Origin of the sequence: Tenacibaculum profundi, from assembly GCF_052050075.1 — a bacterium.
GTDB lineage: Bacteria > Bacteroidota > Bacteroidia > Flavobacteriales > Flavobacteriaceae > Polaribacter.
In genome coordinates, this window is the sequence record NZ_CP197225.1 from 926,652 (window position 1) to 945,588 (window position 18,937).

Consider the following 18,937-nt stretch of genomic DNA (forward strand, 5'->3'; position numbering starts at 1 on the left):
TACAACAGTAATTGATGTATCCGAATATTCTTCAAAAATTTTTGTGAGTATTTAACTAGCATTTATCTTTTTCTAAATAGGTAGTAAATACCTCCAATGCTTCAGAAAGTCCAGCTCTCCCAAACCCTATTCTAATATATTTCCCTTGGTACTCAAATGTTTCTGCTGGCAGTGTCATAATCCCAGTTTTCTTTACTAGTTGGTCACTAAATTCTAAAGCCGAGCAGGCAATATTTAAACGAACAAATGCTGTTGAACCAGCCTTTGGAGGTATAAAATTTGAAATTATACCTTGCTTTTTAGAAAACTCTTTAAAAATTGAAATATTATTTTTTATTTTTTTGATATTTTGATCTAAAAATAAATTGATGTTATTCAAAGCAATTATCGATAAAATTTCACTTGGTGCACTGCTGCAAATACTCAAGTAATCTTTAAACGCTAAAACCTTTTTAAGAAACTCATGGTCTTTACTGACCAACCAACCCGTTCTCAAACCTGCCAGTCCAAAAGTTTTAGAGGTACCCCAAAGGCTTATTCCTTTTTCATAACCATCACAAATCGGTGGTAGCTCCTCTGTAGCATCAATTATTAATTTATGATACATTTCGTCAGAAAAAATATATAAATCGTGCTTTCTAGCGATGGCTATAATAGTATCTAATTGCTTTTTTGTCAAATAACTCCCCGTAGGATTGTGTGGAAAGTTTAAAATAATAAGTTTGGTATTTTTACGAACTAATTTTTCTAATTCATTGGTGTCAAATATCCAGTCATCCTCGCTAGGTTTCCAAAAAGAAAGTTCACATCCAATTGAATTCGCAACTTCATACAATGATTGATAACAAGGATAAACAGTTATGGCATGATCTTTTGCATCCAACAATACATTCATACTCATAAAACTTAATTCACCCGGAGTTGCTACCACTACATTATTAATATTGTTCGTTTTATAGTGAGTAAGTATTACTTCCCTTAATATGGGGTTTCCTTGACTTTCGGTATAGCCTAGTTTTAAATTATTCCACATAGTTAAATCTTCTTCAGAAGCATTTTCTAGAAGATAGTTTAATTCATAGGCATCACAGTCAGAACTAGACAGCAAATACTTAGCTGTAAACTCATGTTGGGCAAAATAACGCTCTAAACCGAAATCTTTAATCTTCATAATATAAAACTTTTACTTGTTGCAAAATAAAAAAATTAATTTGAGTGTAAGATGCATTTTATTTTACGACCAAATAGTTTCTAGAACGAGTAATACATAGTTCTAGTTGAACCCACAAATGAAAAGACTGTCTTTATTGACAGTCTTTTCTATACCATTTTGTTTCTCCTATTTTCATAGACTCAAACGATGTAGTTTTACCTACTAGGTAGGCTATTTTAAATTTTCTAATCCAAATTGAGCCAACTTGTCAATAATTGGTAACGTTTTCAAACCTATTTTTGTTAAACTATACTCAACTTTTGGAGGGATTTCAGGATACGATTTTTTAGATACAAGTTTATTTTCTACCAACGATTTTAATGATTGAATTAACATTTTTTCGCTAATTCCTGGTATGCTTCTTTTTAATTCACCATACCGTATGTTTCGCTCGTTAATTTGAAACAATATTAGCAATGTCCATTTGCCATTGAGTATGCCTAAAGACTTTCTTACAGGACAATTTTCATCTGATTGCATAATTTTTTTTTGACTCATTTCCCTTTATAATCAACATTTTAAACAAAAAAGTAAGTACTACACAAAAAAGTAAGTACTTGTACAAAAGTAAGTAAAAACTTATCTTTGTACAAGATTTTAGAATAATAAATAAATTACATGCAAATAAAATCATTAATTGTTGGAGTCTTGTGCGTATTTACTGGACTAGCAGTTACACAAGCTCAACACAAAAATAATTTAAAAATTAAAAAAACAAATAGTAAAATGACACCAAAAGAAGTAGTTATAGCATACGCAGAAGCCCTTGGAAAAGGAGATATACCAACAGCTTTTTCATATTTTAGTAATGAAATTAAATGGCACCAACCAGGAAGCAATAAATTCTCAGGAACCAAAAATGGTCCCAATGGAGTTGGTGAAATGTTTTCTCAAATGATGGATATCTCCAAGGGTACATTTGCCTTAAAACCCAATGGTAATATAATGGAAAATAATGACTTAGTTGTTATGCCTGTTCGTTTTAGTGGAGAAATTGAAAACAGAAAAATTGATATGGCTGGTATTGACTTATTCAAAGTTGTTGATGGGAAAGTTACCGAAGTATGGCTATTCTCTGATGATCAAGTTGTTGAAGATAATTTCTGGGGTAAATAAACCCTATACGTTTCACAATTATTACATAAACAAAGGACACTTAGTATTAGGTTGTTCTTTGTTTTTTTATATTGCTAATTTTATATCACTCGTAACTTGCTTTCCATAGACAATAATGGGTAGTACTATCATGTAACGAGTTTATTTTTGATGAAAATACTTGTGAAAAGAAAAACCTGAAACTACCCAACTTTATTACTAAAAACGACCTTACAACCTAATGTAAAATAGCTTTTTTTAATTTATTGTTTTGCTTGCTCTTATTCACCACACGAAAGGATCTTCTATATAACGGAACTGGCAGTACGGTAGCCTCGTGCGAAGGGCTTTATTGCTAAACTTAAAATACAATCTATCTTATAAAGACAAAGAACTATTCTAAAAACCCAACTTCATCTATTTCTATAATAGTAATGTCATCTTGAAAATTTCTTGCACTGGAATATTTCCAATCTACTGCATTGGTTACAAAACCGCTTTCTATTGGATTATTATGAATATAATCTATTTTCTGTTTGATTACTTTTTCGCTCCATAACTCTATTGATTTGTTATGATGTTGCCAAAATTGATGTTTTGTAATATTTCCTTGTTTCTTTCCTGCTCGCTCAAACATCCATAACAACCATTCTTTTCTACTTTCTTGTGGGTTATTCTCAATAGCTTCTATAACTTTTTTTGATGTATGTCGTTTAAAACTTCTTAATAACTCCATAGGTTGTTCATTAACACTTCTGAATATAAAATGAACGTGACTAGGCATAAAGCAATAACAATACAATTCTAGTCCTTTTTCTTTTCTGCAATAACTAACGCTTTCTGTTAAAACATCAAAATACACCTGTCTTGTAAATACATCTATCCAATTTATCGTAGCAAAACTTACAAAATATAAACCTGCTTTGTTATGAAATTTATACTTTCTACTCATAAATCTAAAATACAAAAAACTACACTTTTATAGTATAGTTTCTTGTTATTATCGTTGACGGCACTCGTTACAAACGAGCGCTAGCAGGATGTAATTACATAAATATCTAAACCAATAATAAAAGAAATAATAAGGAGAGGTAAGTAAAACCAATCTTCGTTTTTACCTGATCTTTTTATATAAAGTTTTGAAATTGCTATAAAAATAACTTCTAAAATATTCATTATTCTATTTTAATATTTAGATTTTTATGATTTATTAAATGAACTCTAATACTATCTACCCAACTTTTAAGAAACACAACAATAATCTAATTATTTACTAAAGTTATAGGTAGTAAACCTCTTTCTCCTGAATAATCTACAGCACTACTATATACGTAATCTTCAGCTTTAAAAACCAATCCTGATACTACTGGATTTTGATGTATATAATACACCTTTTGTTTAATAACAGCATTCGAATATAAAATAATAGGATGGTTATCATTACGCCATAACTGATAGTTTTGCTGTTTACTGTTTTGTGCTGCTGCATTTTTCATAACTAGCAACAACCAGTCTCTTCTACTTTCCGAACTTTCTTTTATTTCTTTTACTATTCTTTTACTTGTAAACTTTTTCATATCTCTTAGTATAGCTGTCATTTTGTAACCTTCTTTTGCCCTTGCTACCAAATGAATATGATTACTCATTATTACCCAACTACATAATTCTAGTCCTTTTTCTTTTCTGCAATAACTTACGCTTTCTGCTAAAACATCAAAATACACCTGTCTTATAAATACATCTATCCAATTTATCGTGGCAAAACTTACAAAATATAAACCTTCTTTGTTATGAACTCGCTACAAACGAGCACTAGCGCGGGGACAAGTCCGTACTATCGAGTGCTTGGAGAGTCTTCAAAAAACTCATATAATCTTTTACCCCTTTTATATTTATTATATTTTCCTAAATTAATATCTGAATTTTTTGGATTTTTCTCGGAGTAAAAAACCTTCACCTTTTTACCTATACAAGATGTACTTCCATCGTCACATTTGAAAACCGCAACTCTCCTCTCACTTTCAAACCTCTTTTCTCCAACAAAAAAAATATACTTAATATAAAATTTACCTCCAGAATAATAACCATCAACAATTTCCCCCTCAGTAACAACACCGTTCTCTAATAAGTCTTTACTTTTTGTTACAGAATGATAGCCTATAAACCCAAACATAGCGATAACAAAAAATACTGCTGATATTCTCTCTATTTTCGATGATTCCATTTACACGTATTTTAATATTCAAAAAAACTATTTTTTAAAACTCCTGTAACTTGTTGTTCCTTTACTCATAACAAAACTAAAATACAAAAAAGTTCCATTATTGTACCTATTGATGCTTTTTGTTAACCATTGCAAATGGCTTTTATCTTTTCGTTTTTAATTATTTTTCTTAAAAAAACTTGCTATTAGGCTAACGCTAAATGTTAATGTATTGAGCTACCTTATAAATTAACAAAATTAAAATAGCTAAAACAATAGAAGTTATTACTCCTAAATTATGATTTGATGTTTTAATATATCTTAAATTCTTTCCATACTTTGTTTTTTTATATAACTCTTTATAATTTACAGTTCTTTTTAAAAAATACTTTATATATAGATATCTAATTGTTAAGCCGACATAATTAATTCCAAAGTCATCCATTTTTTTCTAATTCATTTTATCCATTGCTTGTTGCAGGTTACCATTTGAATTGGTAGCCATTTTTATTTTATTCTTATTTTTTTATTAACCAAAAAACTACCTCACAAAATAATGTAAAGTAGCTTTTTTATTTATGGTTTGCTTACTCTTACTCGGCACTCGTTACAAACGAGCGCTAACAGGGGATAATACCTTGCAGGATAAGTTGGCTTAATCTACAATAGTTTAAAAGTTGTAAAAAAGAAGTTAGCCGACTTTAAATATTTCGCAAAGTCTTTAGATTTTGCTGTGTATGTAATTAAATATGCTTTACTATTTTTTATTAAATATACCTGCTTTAATTTAAGTTCTAAAAAATTTCCCTTACTTATATCTTTTGGGATTGTGTAAATAAGCTCTTTGGCGTTAACACCTCCTATTGTAACATCTTTATCACTTGTAACTGTATTTTCTCCAAGAGCCTGTTGCATTTGCTGTAATGTAAGATTGTGGTAATCCTCTAAACTCATTAGGTTTTGAGATAAATCTTGAACAATTACATTTAAATTATTCCTAAAATTAGTCCCATCTTTTTCATCTCCTTTAGTTAAAAAAACAGAACGACTTCGTATTATTTTTTTCTCCCATGAGTCATCATATGAAAAAGAAAAGCCATCTTGAGTACTTTTATAATCTATTAACTTTTCCTGTGAACAACCTGTTAAATGTATTAACAAAAAAAACAGCACACTAAACTTATACATATTATTCCTATTTAAAAATATTCTCTTTTTTTTCAAAGCTATTAAAATACTCTTCATCTGTTTTTATAATCTTAAATTTATCATTTAGTAATATATCTGTTACAGCAGAATTATCTACTAAAAAAAACAATTCCCTATTTTGTTTAAAAGCTGAAACATTGATATAATCGTTTTCTATATTAAACTCTTTAGATTCTTTTATGTTAAAAGGAGCTCTTTTCTGTAAAATTTCACAAACTTTATCAAACCCATCTTCAGTATATGGTATCATAGCAATATCATAAAATTCTCTAATGCCAAAAATCGAAAAACCATTTTTTGCTAAATTTTGAAATAAAAAAACAAAGCCTTTTTTAAAAGGTAAAAATTTTGATTTCAACCTCTCTTTTAAAAAAACATGTATTTTTCTTCTTATTATTAAATTTTTAAACCACATAATCAATTAATAACCTGAATAACCTTGTTTTCTAGCAAAATTACTTCCTGCTTGCCCTCCATAATAACTTCCATAAGCACCCCCTACTATTCCTCCAACTACACTTCCTATTGCACTACCAACAACTGGACCAAAAAACGAACCTATAACAGCTCCCATTTTTACTCCTGCCAAAGCACCTGCATAACCACCTCCTAATGAACCTGCCCAACTAGAAGCTTCATGTACAGCTGCATGAGTTTTATTATTAGCATTATTTATATATTCATAAGATTGATATCCTCCATAGGCTAATCCAGCAACACCTAAAGCTCCTCCGACTCTAGCTGTTCTCATTACTCCCTTATTGGGTTTCCAAAAAGAACCATCAGGATTAACTTTGAAGTTTCCTTTTTTAACTTTAGAAAATGCTTTTAATTCTGGTGTAAGTTTATTTCTAGCAGCTTCAGTATAGGCATTTCTTTGCCTACTTGCAGCTGTTCGAGTTGCTCTATCTGCATAACGATACTGCTCTAATGCTCTTACATTTGGTCTATATTCAAAATCTCTAACAGCCCAAGCCCAAGTTAAAGACGCTGAAAAGTAATTTAAAGTTCCAAAATCAGCAATTCCACTAGGTTGTAACCCTCCTCCGCCTTTTCCTGTAATAACAACTTCATCTAACTCATAACATGGATCACCTTTCGTACAACCTCCATCAGGATCAACTTTATTATTCCAACTATTCCCCATTGACATATACGGAGAAGGATACTGTCCATAAGGGTCGACCGTTAACCATCTATTAATACGTTGGTCGTATAAACGTAATTGGAACGCAGGTTTTCCAGTCTCTGGATCAGTTTCTGCATATTCACCCTGATAACCATATCTGTATGGCTCACCATTTACGATTTTCCTGTTAGGCATCGCCATCCCGCCAGGATAGTAATCTGTTGTTGTTGTAGCAATTGCTTGATTTCCATTTTTTGCAATTACTGCTCGTACATTTCCTAAATGGTCGGTTAATTGATAAACACTGGTTCCTGATGCTTTGTTATACATTCCCAAACGTGAGGCTCCATAAATAGGTAGCTCTTTTAGTTGCTGATCTTCATATATTGCCATTACAGATCCTGAAGCATCTAAAACATAATCGGTTGTTTTATCCTTAGTCCCGTCATTTTTATAACTTAGTTTTTTGGTTCTAAAACCTTTGTCGTTATAATAAAAATGCACGCGTAATTTGTTGTTATAAAAAACTTTGGTAACCAAACCACTGGCATTGTATTCATACCTTACATGCTCATCAATATTATCAGTTAACTGTCCAATACTGTTATATTTATAGTTATCAGTTGTAGTTTGTGTTTTGATATCGTTCGCATGGGTATCCGTTACTACCCTATCTTCAACTCTTTTTAATTGATTGGGTTTGTCTGCCTTATAATGATAAATTAAGTTATCCATTAAATTGGAGTCTTGTTCGGTATTTTTATTCCTTTTTAAAGACTCGATATTTCCATTAGCATCATACCTCAAATTACTCACATCATAATCTTCTGATTGGTATTGCCCGTTTGCATTGTCAGCAACAATTTTTGCAGAAAAAGTAACTGATTTTGTACCTAATACATGAAAACCAGGTTTGAGTGTTATGGCGTTTGTAGCTTTTGCATGCTTTGTTACAAAAAGATCTTCAGCCAAAACGATAGTTGACGGATAACTTCTTTGCTCTGCATTAAGTCCATTAAAATTTGCTTTCTTTAAAAAATTACGCTCATCATACTCATATTCATACAATACAGGATCATGTTGCTCAGCTTTATTTTGCTTGCTATTCCATGTCATGGCTTTGATATTTCCTGAATATTGATTTTCCACAGTTAACTGATCATTGAACGTAAAGTTACTATTTCTTTTGTAATCTTGGTTGTAATAATCTAAAGTTAATCCAAACAAATCTCTTCCATGCGGATTAATATTGGGATCCTTTGCTAAACTCGGATGATTGATTGATTTTAGCTGTCCTGCCAAATTGTATACATAGTCTATCTCTTGAATGCCTCCTGCAATAGTCGTTCTTTTTAAAGCCCCTGTAGTATTGTAATAACTATACTCAGCATGTGTTGTATAATTTGAGTCGTTGGTAGAAGTTGCTACTTTTACCAAACTTTGATCGTCCGAATCATAAGTATATTGATGGATAAACTGGTCAGCTTTTCCTTTCTGGTAATATACTTTAGCTACCTGACTTGTTATAGGGTCGTACTCATAATCAATGGTTTTAACGCCTAAATCTTTTAAATTTTGAACAATCCACGTAACACGACCATGAACATCATAACTATAATACGTTTCTGATATATTGGTTCCAGAAGTATCTTTATTGTACGTTTTGGCTACATTCCCTGAAAGGAATGTTGGCGTTCTGTAAGCTGTACTGACTAAACCATTTAATTTATTTTGACTTACTGTACTTAAATAATCATATTCTGTAAAGTGTTGCTCTTCTCGTCTTGTCGTCGGAATATCGCCATCTTTTACCTCTAATACATTTTTAATCGTTGGTTTAAAAGGGTCTGTTTGCATATTTAGATTGTCCATACCTACAAACGATTTTAAATAAGCTAAAGCATTGTCTTTGTATACGCCACTTTCTTTCGGGCGTGCAAGATCATCGTATTGGGTAAATGACAATTCTTTTGCTTTCCATTGTTTGCTATTTACTGAAAAACGTATTTGCCCATCATTTCGATATACAAACCATGCATGGCCTTCATCAGGACTACTGGTATGTATTAACTGCCCAAGACTGTTGTATTTGAAATAACTTTTTAATTTTGAATTGTGATTTACAGTAGCATTTAATTGGTTAAAACTACTATTGTTAAAGCCTAGCGGTTGTAAAGTAGTCACTAGTTGTCCCGCATCATTATACTCGTTTAAACTAAAGCTATGATAATTTACTTGATAACGAATACCTGCAGCGGCATTTTTTACGGGTTGAATTTTTTTATCTCTAATGTCTATAAAAGTTAACTGATGCTCTTTTGAAAGTTTGGTTCTCCCAACATATTCTATACGGTAAAAACCACTTGATAAGGTATTTGGTGTAGGAGTTATTAATTTTTCCTCTTTTAAATCATACACTTCATAATTTACTGCCCCCCCTAAAAAGCGAGCTGTATTTTCGCAACCTACTGGTATATGAATGTCAATAAACTTCTGTTCTCCAATTAGTGATAGCACATTGTATGGTGTACCTCCTGATCGGGCTGCTCCTAAAGTTTTACCATCAGCATCGGTAAATACCACAGATTCTCTTGTTCCAGAAACATCTTGAACCACAGTTTTTGAAGCCTTTAACCAAGCAATTTTTTTGGAAGAATCATTAAGCGTAGCGCTGATTCCTGAATAAGTTGTTGCCACGGCTGGTTTTGAAGGAAAAGCATTATACCCAAGGGCATAATACATTTCTTGTGCTGCTGGCATTGTAAAACTATAACCTTGCTTCCATGTACCATTCATTTTATTCCCTCCTACAGTCTGCTTCACAGCTCCTGGGTTTAAAGTACTATATACTGATCTGGTATATGGGCGTTCAGTGTTATCTTGCAAAGTCTCTTCCGCATTGTTATAATAGTACTTTCCTAAACGAGAAGAACGTTGTATTTTAGGAGAATTTTCAATACTTAAACGTTCAAGATCGTTACTTGTTAAAACGGTTCCGTTTTCTTTTTTAATTAGTTTCTCAACAAACTTAAAACCCTCTGTTTGGTTTTTATCAGTTAAAGGCGCTCCCATAGTTTGTAAAGCTGGTCTTCCTTGCGAATCGTAAATTACATGAGAAGCAAAAATTCTTTTTTCTTTGGTATCATAATTTTGTGACTGCTCAAGCTTTCCTAAATCGTTAAAATATTTTTTAGAGCTTCCTATCAATTTACCCTTAATATCATACCCCTTTTCAGTTGTATAATTGCGTACTTCCTTCGTTTCCAAACAACCATTATTTCCTTTGCTAAATTCAGAAGGACATTTGTCTAAATTATTGGTTACTTTGCCTCGCACAGGACGATTGCTTATTTGTGGTTCTTCTTCACAGTCTCCAAAACCATCTCCATCACTGTCTTTAAAATAATACTGATAATTAGGACTTCCTTTTTGCTTAATAATAAAGGAATCAAACAATACGTAGGCTTCTGGTTTAGCATGATAATTTGATATTGAAAGACCATTTGCTCCTGATATAAAAACCTGAAAGGATCTTTCGGGTTTATTGACATTGTTTTCTAAAGTTAAAACTACTGTAGTTTTATAAATAACTTCTGAATTGCCTGGAAACGGGTTTGTTGAAAAAATATTAGGTTGATGAGGATCTTTTACATATTTATTAGTAGTAGAAGTATACGTGATACCCGCTACCCTCATTTCTTCATCAGTAAGTATTCCTGTCAATAGGTCTTCGTTATTAATATAGGCTTCTGTTGGGTCAGAAATAATTTCTGACCCGTTACAGTTTATTGTTACATGCCTTATTGTTATAGGCCTTAGAAATGGTTCACAATAACTTTCAATAGTAAACCTATATTCACTTTTCTCTTTCGGTAACTCTATGATTTCATTTTTTTCAACACTTGCCATAGTATTACACATCTTAATCCCTGGAGAAAAATTATGTTTGTTATTTACACGATTCGAAGGATCAAGCAAATTATTTATTTTAGATGATTCCGGTGATATTAACAAGCTATTTTCAAACTGTTGCTTTTTGATAGGAGTTACTTGAGCAACTCCCAACTTTACGATAAACAACAACAATACAATTAAAAGTTTTCCTAAAAAATTCATTTTTATCATAGCTTAGTTATTTCTTTTATAATTATACCCATGGGTAGTTACTCTTTTAAAACCTCCTTTAATGCCTGCTGCTGGATTATCAACAACCTCAACCCAGGTTTCTTTTAAACGGCCCGCATCATCATAAATATATTTGGTAGCCAACCCATTGGCTCCTATAATGTAACTAACTTCATCCCATTTATTATATACATAACTGGTCATGCTTGATACTGCCGGGTGCAACCTAAAATCATCCAATTGAACGATTCCATTCGTACTGGTTATAGCAACTGTATTGTTTACATTAGAAGTAGAAGGTAAAGTAATGTAACCTGTTAACATAACCCAGTTCCCCGCAATAACTTTTTCAGCCATCGTAAAGTTATGAGTGTCTGCATTGAGTTTAATTTTTACTCTATTTTCTTGACCTTTCTTTACCCAAACAGATACTTTAAAACGATTTTCAATCGGTTTACGCGTTGCTCTTGATGGAACTACCACCTCAAAAGCATGCTGCCCTCTATCTATTTGTACTATTCTGTCACCTGTATGCGCATCTGTTGTTGGCTTATGCCCTAATGATTTTATGCCTCCATCAAAATAATTTCCTTCAACATACTCTGCCCCACTGTAGTGCATTTCATTATAATTGGCGTTAGCAGTAGCGATGACCTTGCTATAATTATCTCCCATTTTACTAGACACATAACTTCCGTTCACATCCTTTGTTTCTAGGGGTTGTGAAAATTGATTGTACTTTGTTACTTCACTCGTTTTTTTCCATTTTGTATTGGATGCTTCTTTAGCAAAATTAAAGTCGGTAAAATTGGTGTACATTCCCTCGTCATCAACGCCTCCATTCCAAACATAGGTTTTGTGCTTACGCCAAACATCATTAGTACTAACAGGTTTTCTATCATTTAATTGGTACGCCCAGTCACTTTTCCATGTCGTGATACCTGCTCCAACTTCCTTCCATGTGTTATTTTTAAGTATATAAGAATACTCTCCAGCAGTTTGACTTAGCATATTCTTATTATTAATATTATCTACTTTGGAACCCATTTGAGAATATTTCATGTAGGCTTTTAATACTATTTTTCTCAATTTAACACCAGTACTTGAATATGAATATACTTCTCTAGCACTTCCCGTAATCGGATCTAAATCTTTAAATTCTGTAATAGTGCTTTGACCTTTTTTTTCTTCAGAAGAAGATTTTATTATACTTGGATATGTTATTCTTGTTGTTGTTATTCCCAACTTCTTAACATTATGCCCACTGGATATTTTCTTATATGTTTGAAAAGATTCTTGAGTTACCCCTATTTGATCTGGTATTGAATTTTTATCAAAATAAGTATTCTTTAAAATATTAAGTGTTTCATTTTTAAAACCAAATGTTTTAACTCCTAACAATTGACCTATGGAATTTAGGTTATCTTTAATTTTAAAACTATGTAATTGATTTAAAGAACTTGTATTACCATACTCTTGATTTGATATTAATTCATAAAAATTACCAAATTTTATTTTTCCCTCTTCCTTTTCTTTTAATACATTAAAAGAATATTCATTTTCTATACCAATATTCTTATAATTCTTACCATTAGAACTTATTTCTGTACTCGTTCTCACAAAGTCATACATAATTTGTGGAGGTGGTAACTCGGAACTATATGGCAATTCTTTAGCTAATTCTGGAGCATATGGCAGGTAAGTTATAAAACCAATACCATTTCCTTTCTCACCATAAGTGTATTTCATAGAATTATAACGTCCTGTTTCACTTACGGTAGAAATTCTTTTAACCCTAATGCCTCCTAAGGTTAGTGGATTTTTAACTATGTAATATAGATTAATTGTAGATATTGGTGTTGTCCCTGAAAATGCAGCTTTACACTTTATATCATCCTTTGCGCTTACTATTATCTCACGAGGATTGACCACTTGATCAACAACAACTTTTGTTTTTTTAGTGCACGTATTAAGCCTACCTACTCCATTTAGGGTTTCCCATTGTTTTTCCTCAATAGTTAATTCATCGCCCTTTCGAAAAGAAATATTGATTTCATCTAATTTAAAGTCTTCTTTCCTAGATGTAATTTTATACCTATTTCCTGTCAAATTTTGAATATCATAAAAAGAACTAGAATAAATCATAAACTCTGATTTTAACACCGGTTTAAATTTATGCGATTCATATTCAATTTTAATTTTTGATCCTTCAGGTGTTTCTATTTCATTCAAAGACCAAATTTTATTATTTTTTTTCTTGTAACCAAAATCGTCTTTATCATTAATATCAAAATTATCTTCTGAATTATAATACTTAAAATTGTAGCTAGGAAGAACTGTTTTTTCTTTTTTTCCTTTAAAACTAACTCCTCGAAGCGTAAGTCTTCCATTAACACTGCTATTTGGTGTTCCTTTTACTAAATCGTAATGATTGTTGTTTAATTCTATTGACTTAATTATTCTACTATTTGATAACGATATTTTATCATCTTTGTCAATAATATTTTTTAACAAATCAAATTTAGCTTTATCTCTTTTATATCCTCCATTTTTATAAAATAAACTAACTTCTTTTTCTGAATTATTTCCTGAGCTTTTATCCAAACGTAAATCTCCTTTAAATAGGACTATTTTATCAAGTTTTAATGGAGATTGTTCAGGTATTGTAAATGCATTTTCAACATATGTATTTTTATCATCTGCATATCCATAACTAAATACTTTTGACAGACCATCTTTTCTTTTAGACTTTATAAAAATTGCTGTATGCGTTCTTGTTTTGACTTTATCGAGATAGTACAGTTCTTTACGACCTTTTACCCATGACTTAACGCTTTTATCTTTTGGATTTTCAAAAAAATCTTTTCCGTAAGCTCCATTCCAAATAAAAGCTTCTGAATATTTTCCATATTCAAAATCGACCCAATAGCCAAAATCATTTTTATCTGGTATACCATTATTATTTACATCAATAAAATCATGACCTGTTATCGCAGTCAATAACCAATGCGTAGCATAAGGTGCCATTTGGTTTTTCTCGAAATATGCCTCTTTTTCTGGGCGAACTTGATTACTTTTAAAATACTTACTAATTCCATAAGTTCTATGAATAACTTCATGATTATAGACCGGTAATGAATAATGATACGTTTTTCCATCTATTGCAGTTATTTTAAAACCTCCAATACCACTAGCAATAGCTTTACTTCTATCAAATCCTGTAGCTTTTGTATTTATAAAGCCCTCGGACTTTAATCGAGCACTATCTTTTAATATTTCGTTATTCGTATAGTATTCAATATAACTAGCCATTTTTCTTCTTGGGAGACTTGTTGTATTAGATTTAACGTTATGACCTTTTAATATATTTACATCTAACTTAGGAACAGGAACTCTCAAATAACTAGAAATTTGACTTTCAAAATAAAAATTTGGTCTGCTTTTAAATTTAAACTTATTTGCAGATCCATTATCATCATTTACATGATAATCTAAAATTCTATTTTCAGTATCTTTATTTCCCGAAAAACCATAAAGTGCTCCATTTTCTAATATTCTTGGAGCTATAGCCCCAGAAAGTCCCTGTGCTTGAACACTATACTTATCATAATTAGGTAAATTTGGATTGGCTACAGTTAAATTTTCTTTTTCAGAAAAGTCTCCTTCAACAATAGGTAGTTCATAAATATCATGTACTGAATTATCCTTTACTCTTGATACTTTGCAGTCAGTTGAACATTTTTTGCAAAGCTCATTCGCTTCTGCTTGAGTATCTACTATCTTTGTCCATTCTTCTCTAATTTCTGAATTATTGATAACTAATCGAGGACAATGTGCTTTCCATTTATTTTGTGCTAACTTGTAAAAATTCAATGGACCGCTAACAAAATTATAATTATTTTCATCTCTATAGAACTTAAACTCTTGTTTTCCAAAAGAAAAACTCAAAAAACCAGCACCAAATGGGATCATAATTGGTATTCTCCAAGACTTCGACCTCATAGAATAATTGCCTATTTTACTTGATCTTTCAGATGAAAAGAAAGCTGCTCCTACAGATTTTCTTCCTGTAGAATTAGGAATATTTAGGTTTAAACCTACACCTGACGAAGACAATGTGACCCTAGGAGAATAAGAAGATTGTTTCATAAGTATTGAAACTCTTTGAGATGAAACTTTTAATCCTAAACTATTAGTATTATACTTTAGATTAAACTCCGGTTTTTCACCTGTCTCAAAACTAGCTCCTAATGTTAAACTACTAGATAGGTTACTCAAACCAAGTAAATCAAGATTCAGACCAACAGAAACTCCTTTCTCTCCCCCTAATTTAAAATCTAAAAGTTCAGTTATTCCTATATTTATATGTCCACCTAAACTTTTATGGCTACCCCATGAAAGATTTAAACCTATTGTAGAACCATCAAAAGATGACATCCCAATTGAAGCTTGATAAGATCTAATGGTTTGTTCCTTATCCCAATAATACTCGTTAAAAAGATCTGAGTCATAATCATCAGGAAAGCCATTTACATTTCTATTTATAGCTCCTGGATTTAAATTCCAGCCTAGTCCTATCCAAGATGCTTCTTGGTCCATTGCAATTCCAGCATGATAGCTTAAAGCTAACGGATAACCTCCTTCTGGACTGGGAACATTGAGTAGTGGCAAAACATAGCTAAAACTACCTGTCGATAAATTTACCATATCCGTAGCATCTACAGGCTCAAAAGATGCTGCTTCAGGAGCATTCGGCGTATTTGATTGTCCGAATATCGCATTATAAGGTACTACGCTACTCAAAAAATTGAGTAAAAAGAAAACAGCAATTGTTTTTCGGGTACGTTTGTTCTTTATCATAATGATTATCTTATACTTGTATGTTTTTGAGAAACTTCTCACAAACGTTCGAAATAACTCTTATTTATTTTATTTATTTTTCTTTTTTACCACTATACCGCTGTTGTGGTGTTTTAACTCTTATACGGTTATAAGTAAATTTTCTTTACTAAAACTGTATGGTTGGTTCATTTTTTATCAACTGGGTGGGTACTTTAAATTTTACCTCACCTGTATAAGTTCCTAAATCTCCAATGACAACCGTTAAGTAATCTTCTTTTAAAAACTTCTCATCCCTAGGATATACAAAAAGCATAGAAGTGCTATTGGTCATGCCATACATTCTTGGGTATACATAATCCAACAATTCCAATGTATCTTTCTGAGGCGATAATAAATGTACTTTTTCGCCCATTCCAAATGCCAATTGGTTGACCATAGCGCCAAACTCTTGCCTGTTTTTAGGTGTAACACTTAAAAGTTCTTTATTATTTTTCCCCATCGATAAGTTAAAGTACAAGTACTTTTGATACTTAGCCCGTAAAGTTGCTACTTGTTTTTTATCCTCAGTGTCTTGTAATTCTTGTGCTACCAATACATCTGTTGGCTTATAAATCAAAGTAAAATCATAACCATTAATATTTTTACTTTGCACATAGCCTTGATCTTCATCTTTAAGGAACTGCCACAGGGCTTCCTTTGAAGAAAATGATTTTGAATTACAACTAAGAAAAAATAGTATGGTTATGCCCCATAAAAAACGACTCATACAATAATATTTACTATTTTCATAGTATTAAGAAGCCTTTGTTCACACTCCTAATAATTAACATAGGTTTGTTCAACAGAATTTTTTAGTTTATAAAAACATTGCTTTTTTAAACCAGCTTTTTACAATGAAAATATATCCGACTTTATTATTTTTTTCCTTGATATTCGGCATTCAAGCCTTCTAAAACTTGCTCCGTTAAGTCAGCAGTTTTATCTGCATACATAATATTACCTCCCCCACTGGCACCAAAAATAATTTTATACCCTTGTTTCTTTCCAAATTCTTTTACATAATCATTGATATCATTCACAACGGTTTGAGTTGCCTTTTGATCTTCCGACTGAATTTGCTTTTGAATCGCCTGCTGGTAATTGTTTATTTGTTGTTGTTTATTACTAAGTAGTTCTTGTTTTAATTCTAATTCTTTTTTTGAAAATTTAGAACGCTCTTTTTCATATAATTTTAATTCCTTTTGCCAGTCCGTAACCAAACTATCTACATTTGATTTTAATACGTTGGCTTTTTTTTCAAATTCTCCACGAACTACTTTTGTTCGTTTGTATCCTTCAATTAGTTTATTAACATCTACGTAAACCAAATCTGAAGTGTTTTGAGAAAGAAATAAAGTTACTAAGGACAGTACAAAAGCTAAAATAGCTAACGGTGCTACAATTTTTTTCATTATTTATTTTTATAATTATCTTTTGATTCAATTTTTATCGGCGCGAATATATAATTTTTTAGATAAAAATTAAGCTTACTTTTTAAGTTTTTATTAACAGCTTTAAAAAAAACAATTCTCTTTCTGAAATTCCTTATTTTAGTACCTTTTCTCTTATTTTGGCATAGCATAAAATATAAGCATAACAAAAAACAACCAATGTAAAAGCGAACTTAAAGCCAATCATATCAGCCAATAAGCCATATAAAGGAGGAATAATTGCGCCACCTACAATCATGGTACACAAAATACCAGAAGCTTGTGGTTTTAAGTCTTCTAAACCATCAATTGCCAAGGTAAAAATGGTTGGAAACATGATAGAATTAAACAACCCTACCGCTAGAATAGACCACATTGCAACAAAACCATTGGTAGTTATTGATGTTATGATTAGTACCAAAGCGGCAATAGCAAATCGCATCAACACCTTATTAGGAGCCATAACTTTGGTTAAATACGCACCTGCAAATCGTCCTATCATAGACCCTGACCAATAAAACATCACAAATGCACCAACAATCGCTTTATTATCTACCTCAGCTAGATTTGTATTCAAAATAGCCTCTGCAATACTTCTCATGAAAGTATTGTTTTTTATGATACTAAAAAGTTCCATATCCATAAAATAACTTACTAGGTAACTACCAATAGCTACTTCTGCTCCTACATACAAAAACATACCTAAAGCACCTAGCATTAAAGGCTTATTAGTTAATAATTTTCTATGACCTCTTTTGGGCGCATTTTCAATTAAATGGGGTAGTTTTACAAAAACAAATAACATAGCTAACACTATAATTAATGCGGCAATACTTATAAAAGGAATTTGCACCGCTTCTGCTTCTGCTAAAAAATATTCTGTTTTTCCAATTTCAGATAAGTTAGCAATTTCTTCTTTTGACTTTACTTTGTCACTTAAAATTAACATTGCTCCAATTGCTGGTGCAATGGCTGCGCCCAATGCATTGAATGCTTGTGATAAATTTAAGCGGCTACTAGCCCCTTCTTCTGAACCCAAAGCGGCTACATATGGATTGGCTGCCACCTGAAGAATAGTCATTCCTCCGGCTAAAACAAAGTAAGCAAACATAAATACACCAAAAATACGATACGATGCTGCTGGAAAAAATAATAAACACCCTACCGCCATTGTATACAATCCTAAAATAATTCCTTTTTTGTATCCTATTTTTGCAAGAATGTGGCCCGCTGGAATGGATAGTAAAAAGTAGGCTCCAAAAAAAGCAAACTGTACAAGCCCCGCTTGAAAATAAGTAAGTTCAAAAAGATCACGAATTCTTGGAATTAAAGAGTCTACCAATACAGTTATAAACCCCCAAAGAAAAAATAAAGAAATAAGAAAAATAAATGCCCTTTTTTGGGACTTGTTATTTGATGTAATCATATAGTAGCTTATCTGAGTATTCGATAGTAGGAATACAGCTTAATTTGTAACTTTTTGAAACTGTCTATTAAGAATAATAATTGATTTTTTATCTAAAACGCTATATTTCCCGAGTGGTTACAGGTTTGGCTTGATCTTTTAATATTTTCATGTTATTCATTTATTGTCCTATTTTCAAATATAAAGGAAAAAGGAAAGGTCGAAAGCATATTTTTGTTTTTTTATG

13 protein-coding genes and 1 pseudogene are annotated in these 18,937 nt (G+C 31.5%); 1 reads left to right on the forward strand and 13 read right to left on the reverse strand.

Annotation, left to right across the window (positions count from 1 at the left end; all coding sequences use genetic code 11):
* Positions 1-55: 55 nt before the first annotated feature.
* Positions 56-1,171, reverse strand: coding sequence for an aminotransferase class I/II-fold pyridoxal phosphate-dependent enzyme (locus ACSIGE_RS03805; protein ID WP_440881463.1), 1,116 nt, complete (start codon positions 1,169-1,171; stop codon positions 56-58).
* 213 nt (positions 1,172-1,384) lie between these two features.
* On the reverse strand, positions 1,385-1,711 hold the full coding sequence (locus ACSIGE_RS03810) for a winged helix-turn-helix transcriptional regulator (RefSeq protein WP_440881464.1): 327 nt from the start codon (positions 1,709-1,711) through the stop codon (positions 1,385-1,387).
* 120 nt (positions 1,712-1,831) lie between these two features.
* Between ACSIGE_RS03810 and ACSIGE_RS03815 the strand changes: the two genes are divergently transcribed.
* Positions 1,832-2,329, forward strand: coding sequence for a nuclear transport factor 2 family protein (locus ACSIGE_RS03815; protein ID WP_440881465.1), 498 nt, complete (start codon positions 1,832-1,834; stop codon positions 2,327-2,329).
* 373 nt (positions 2,330-2,702) lie between these two features.
* Here the strand turns inward: ACSIGE_RS03815 and ACSIGE_RS03820 are convergent, their stop codons facing one another.
* The 11 genes and pseudogenes from ACSIGE_RS03820 to ACSIGE_RS03870 form a co-directional block, all read right to left on the reverse strand.
* Positions 2,703-3,260 carry an REP-associated tyrosine transposase gene (locus ACSIGE_RS03820; RefSeq protein ID WP_440881466.1) on the reverse strand — a complete coding sequence of 186 codons (558 nt, stop codon included), beginning with the start codon at positions 3,258-3,260 and terminating at the stop codon, positions 2,703-2,705.
* Between the two features lie 80 nt (positions 3,261-3,340).
* The gene (locus ACSIGE_RS03825; protein WP_440881467.1) at positions 3,341-3,484 is read right to left on the reverse strand and encodes a hypothetical protein; all 144 of its coding nucleotides are present in this window, start codon (positions 3,482-3,484) and stop codon (positions 3,341-3,343) included.
* An 86-nt stretch (positions 3,485-3,570) separates the two neighbouring features.
* A pseudogene (locus tag ACSIGE_RS03830) lies at positions 3,571-4,095 on the reverse strand (REP-associated tyrosine transposase); the annotation flags it as partial.
* 47 nt (positions 4,096-4,142) lie between these two features.
* Positions 4,143-4,532 (reverse strand): hypothetical protein, encoded by a 390-nt coding sequence (locus ACSIGE_RS03835; protein ID WP_440881468.1) that lies wholly within the window; start codon positions 4,530-4,532, stop codon positions 4,143-4,145.
* A gap of 639 nt (positions 4,533-5,171) precedes the next feature.
* Entirely contained in the window at positions 5,172-5,699 is a 528-nt protein-coding gene (locus ACSIGE_RS03840) for a PsbP-related protein (protein ID WP_440881469.1), read from the reverse strand.
* 7 nt (positions 5,700-5,706) lie between these two features.
* Positions 5,707-6,078, reverse strand: a complete 372-nt coding sequence (locus tag ACSIGE_RS03845; RefSeq protein ID WP_440881470.1) for a hypothetical protein — start codon at positions 6,076-6,078, stop codon at positions 5,707-5,709.
* A 63-nt stretch (positions 6,079-6,141) separates the two neighbouring features.
* On the reverse strand, positions 6,142-10,965 hold the full coding sequence (locus ACSIGE_RS03850) for an RHS repeat domain-containing protein (protein WP_440881471.1): 4,824 nt from the start codon (positions 10,963-10,965) through the stop codon (positions 6,142-6,144).
* Between the two features lie 12 nt (positions 10,966-10,977).
* Complete coding sequence (locus ACSIGE_RS03855) at positions 10,978-15,834, reverse strand: hypothetical protein (RefSeq protein ID WP_440881472.1); 4,857 nt, start codon at positions 15,832-15,834, stop codon at positions 10,978-10,980.
* Positions 15,835-15,982: 148 nt separating this feature from the next.
* Positions 15,983-16,582, reverse strand: coding sequence for a hypothetical protein (locus ACSIGE_RS03860; RefSeq protein WP_440881473.1), 600 nt, complete (start codon positions 16,580-16,582; stop codon positions 15,983-15,985).
* Between the two features lie 148 nt (positions 16,583-16,730).
* Entirely contained in the window at positions 16,731-17,267 is a 537-nt protein-coding gene (locus tag ACSIGE_RS03865; protein WP_440881474.1) for an OmpH family outer membrane protein, read from the reverse strand.
* A gap of 133 nt (positions 17,268-17,400) precedes the next feature.
* The gene (locus ACSIGE_RS03870; protein ID WP_440881475.1) at positions 17,401-18,711 is read right to left on the reverse strand and encodes a sugar MFS transporter; all 1,311 of its coding nucleotides are present in this window, start codon (positions 18,709-18,711) and stop codon (positions 17,401-17,403) included.
* Positions 18,712-18,937: the final 226 nt, after the last annotated feature.

Coding starts and splice junctions, on each gene's coding strand:
- ACSIGE_RS03825 (WP_440881467.1), bottom strand. CDS start 3,484: ATGAATATTTTAGAAGTTATTTTTATAGCAATTTCAAAACTTTATATA.
- ACSIGE_RS03850 (WP_440881471.1), bottom strand. CDS start 10,965: ATGAATTTTTTAGGAAAACTTTTAATTGTATTGTTGTTGTTTATCGTA.
- ACSIGE_RS03835 (WP_440881468.1), bottom strand. CDS start 4,532: ATGGAATCATCGAAAATAGAGAGAATATCAGCAGTATTTTTTGTTATC.
- ACSIGE_RS03815 (WP_440881465.1), top strand. CDS start 1,832: ATGCAAATAAAATCATTAATTGTTGGAGTCTTGTGCGTATTTACTGGA.
- ACSIGE_RS03820 (WP_440881466.1), bottom strand. CDS start 3,260: ATGAGTAGAAAGTATAAATTTCATAACAAAGCAGGTTTATATTTTGTA.
- ACSIGE_RS03870 (WP_440881475.1), bottom strand. CDS start 18,711: ATGATTACATCAAATAACAAGTCCCAAAAAAGGGCATTTATTTTTCTT.
- ACSIGE_RS03855 (WP_440881472.1), bottom strand. CDS start 15,834: ATGATAAAGAACAAACGTACCCGAAAAACAATTGCTGTTTTCTTTTTA.
- ACSIGE_RS03840 (WP_440881469.1), bottom strand. CDS start 5,699: ATGTATAAGTTTAGTGTGCTGTTTTTTTTGTTAATACATTTAACAGGT.
- ACSIGE_RS03810 (WP_440881464.1), bottom strand. CDS start 1,711: ATGAGTCAAAAAAAAATTATGCAATCAGATGAAAATTGTCCTGTAAGA.
- ACSIGE_RS03805 (WP_440881463.1), bottom strand. CDS start 1,171: ATGAAGATTAAAGATTTCGGTTTAGAGCGTTATTTTGCCCAACATGAG.
- ACSIGE_RS03860 (WP_440881473.1), bottom strand. CDS start 16,582: ATGAGTCGTTTTTTATGGGGCATAACCATACTATTTTTTCTTAGTTGT.
- ACSIGE_RS03865 (WP_440881474.1), bottom strand. CDS start 17,267: ATGAAAAAAATTGTAGCACCGTTAGCTATTTTAGCTTTTGTACTGTCC.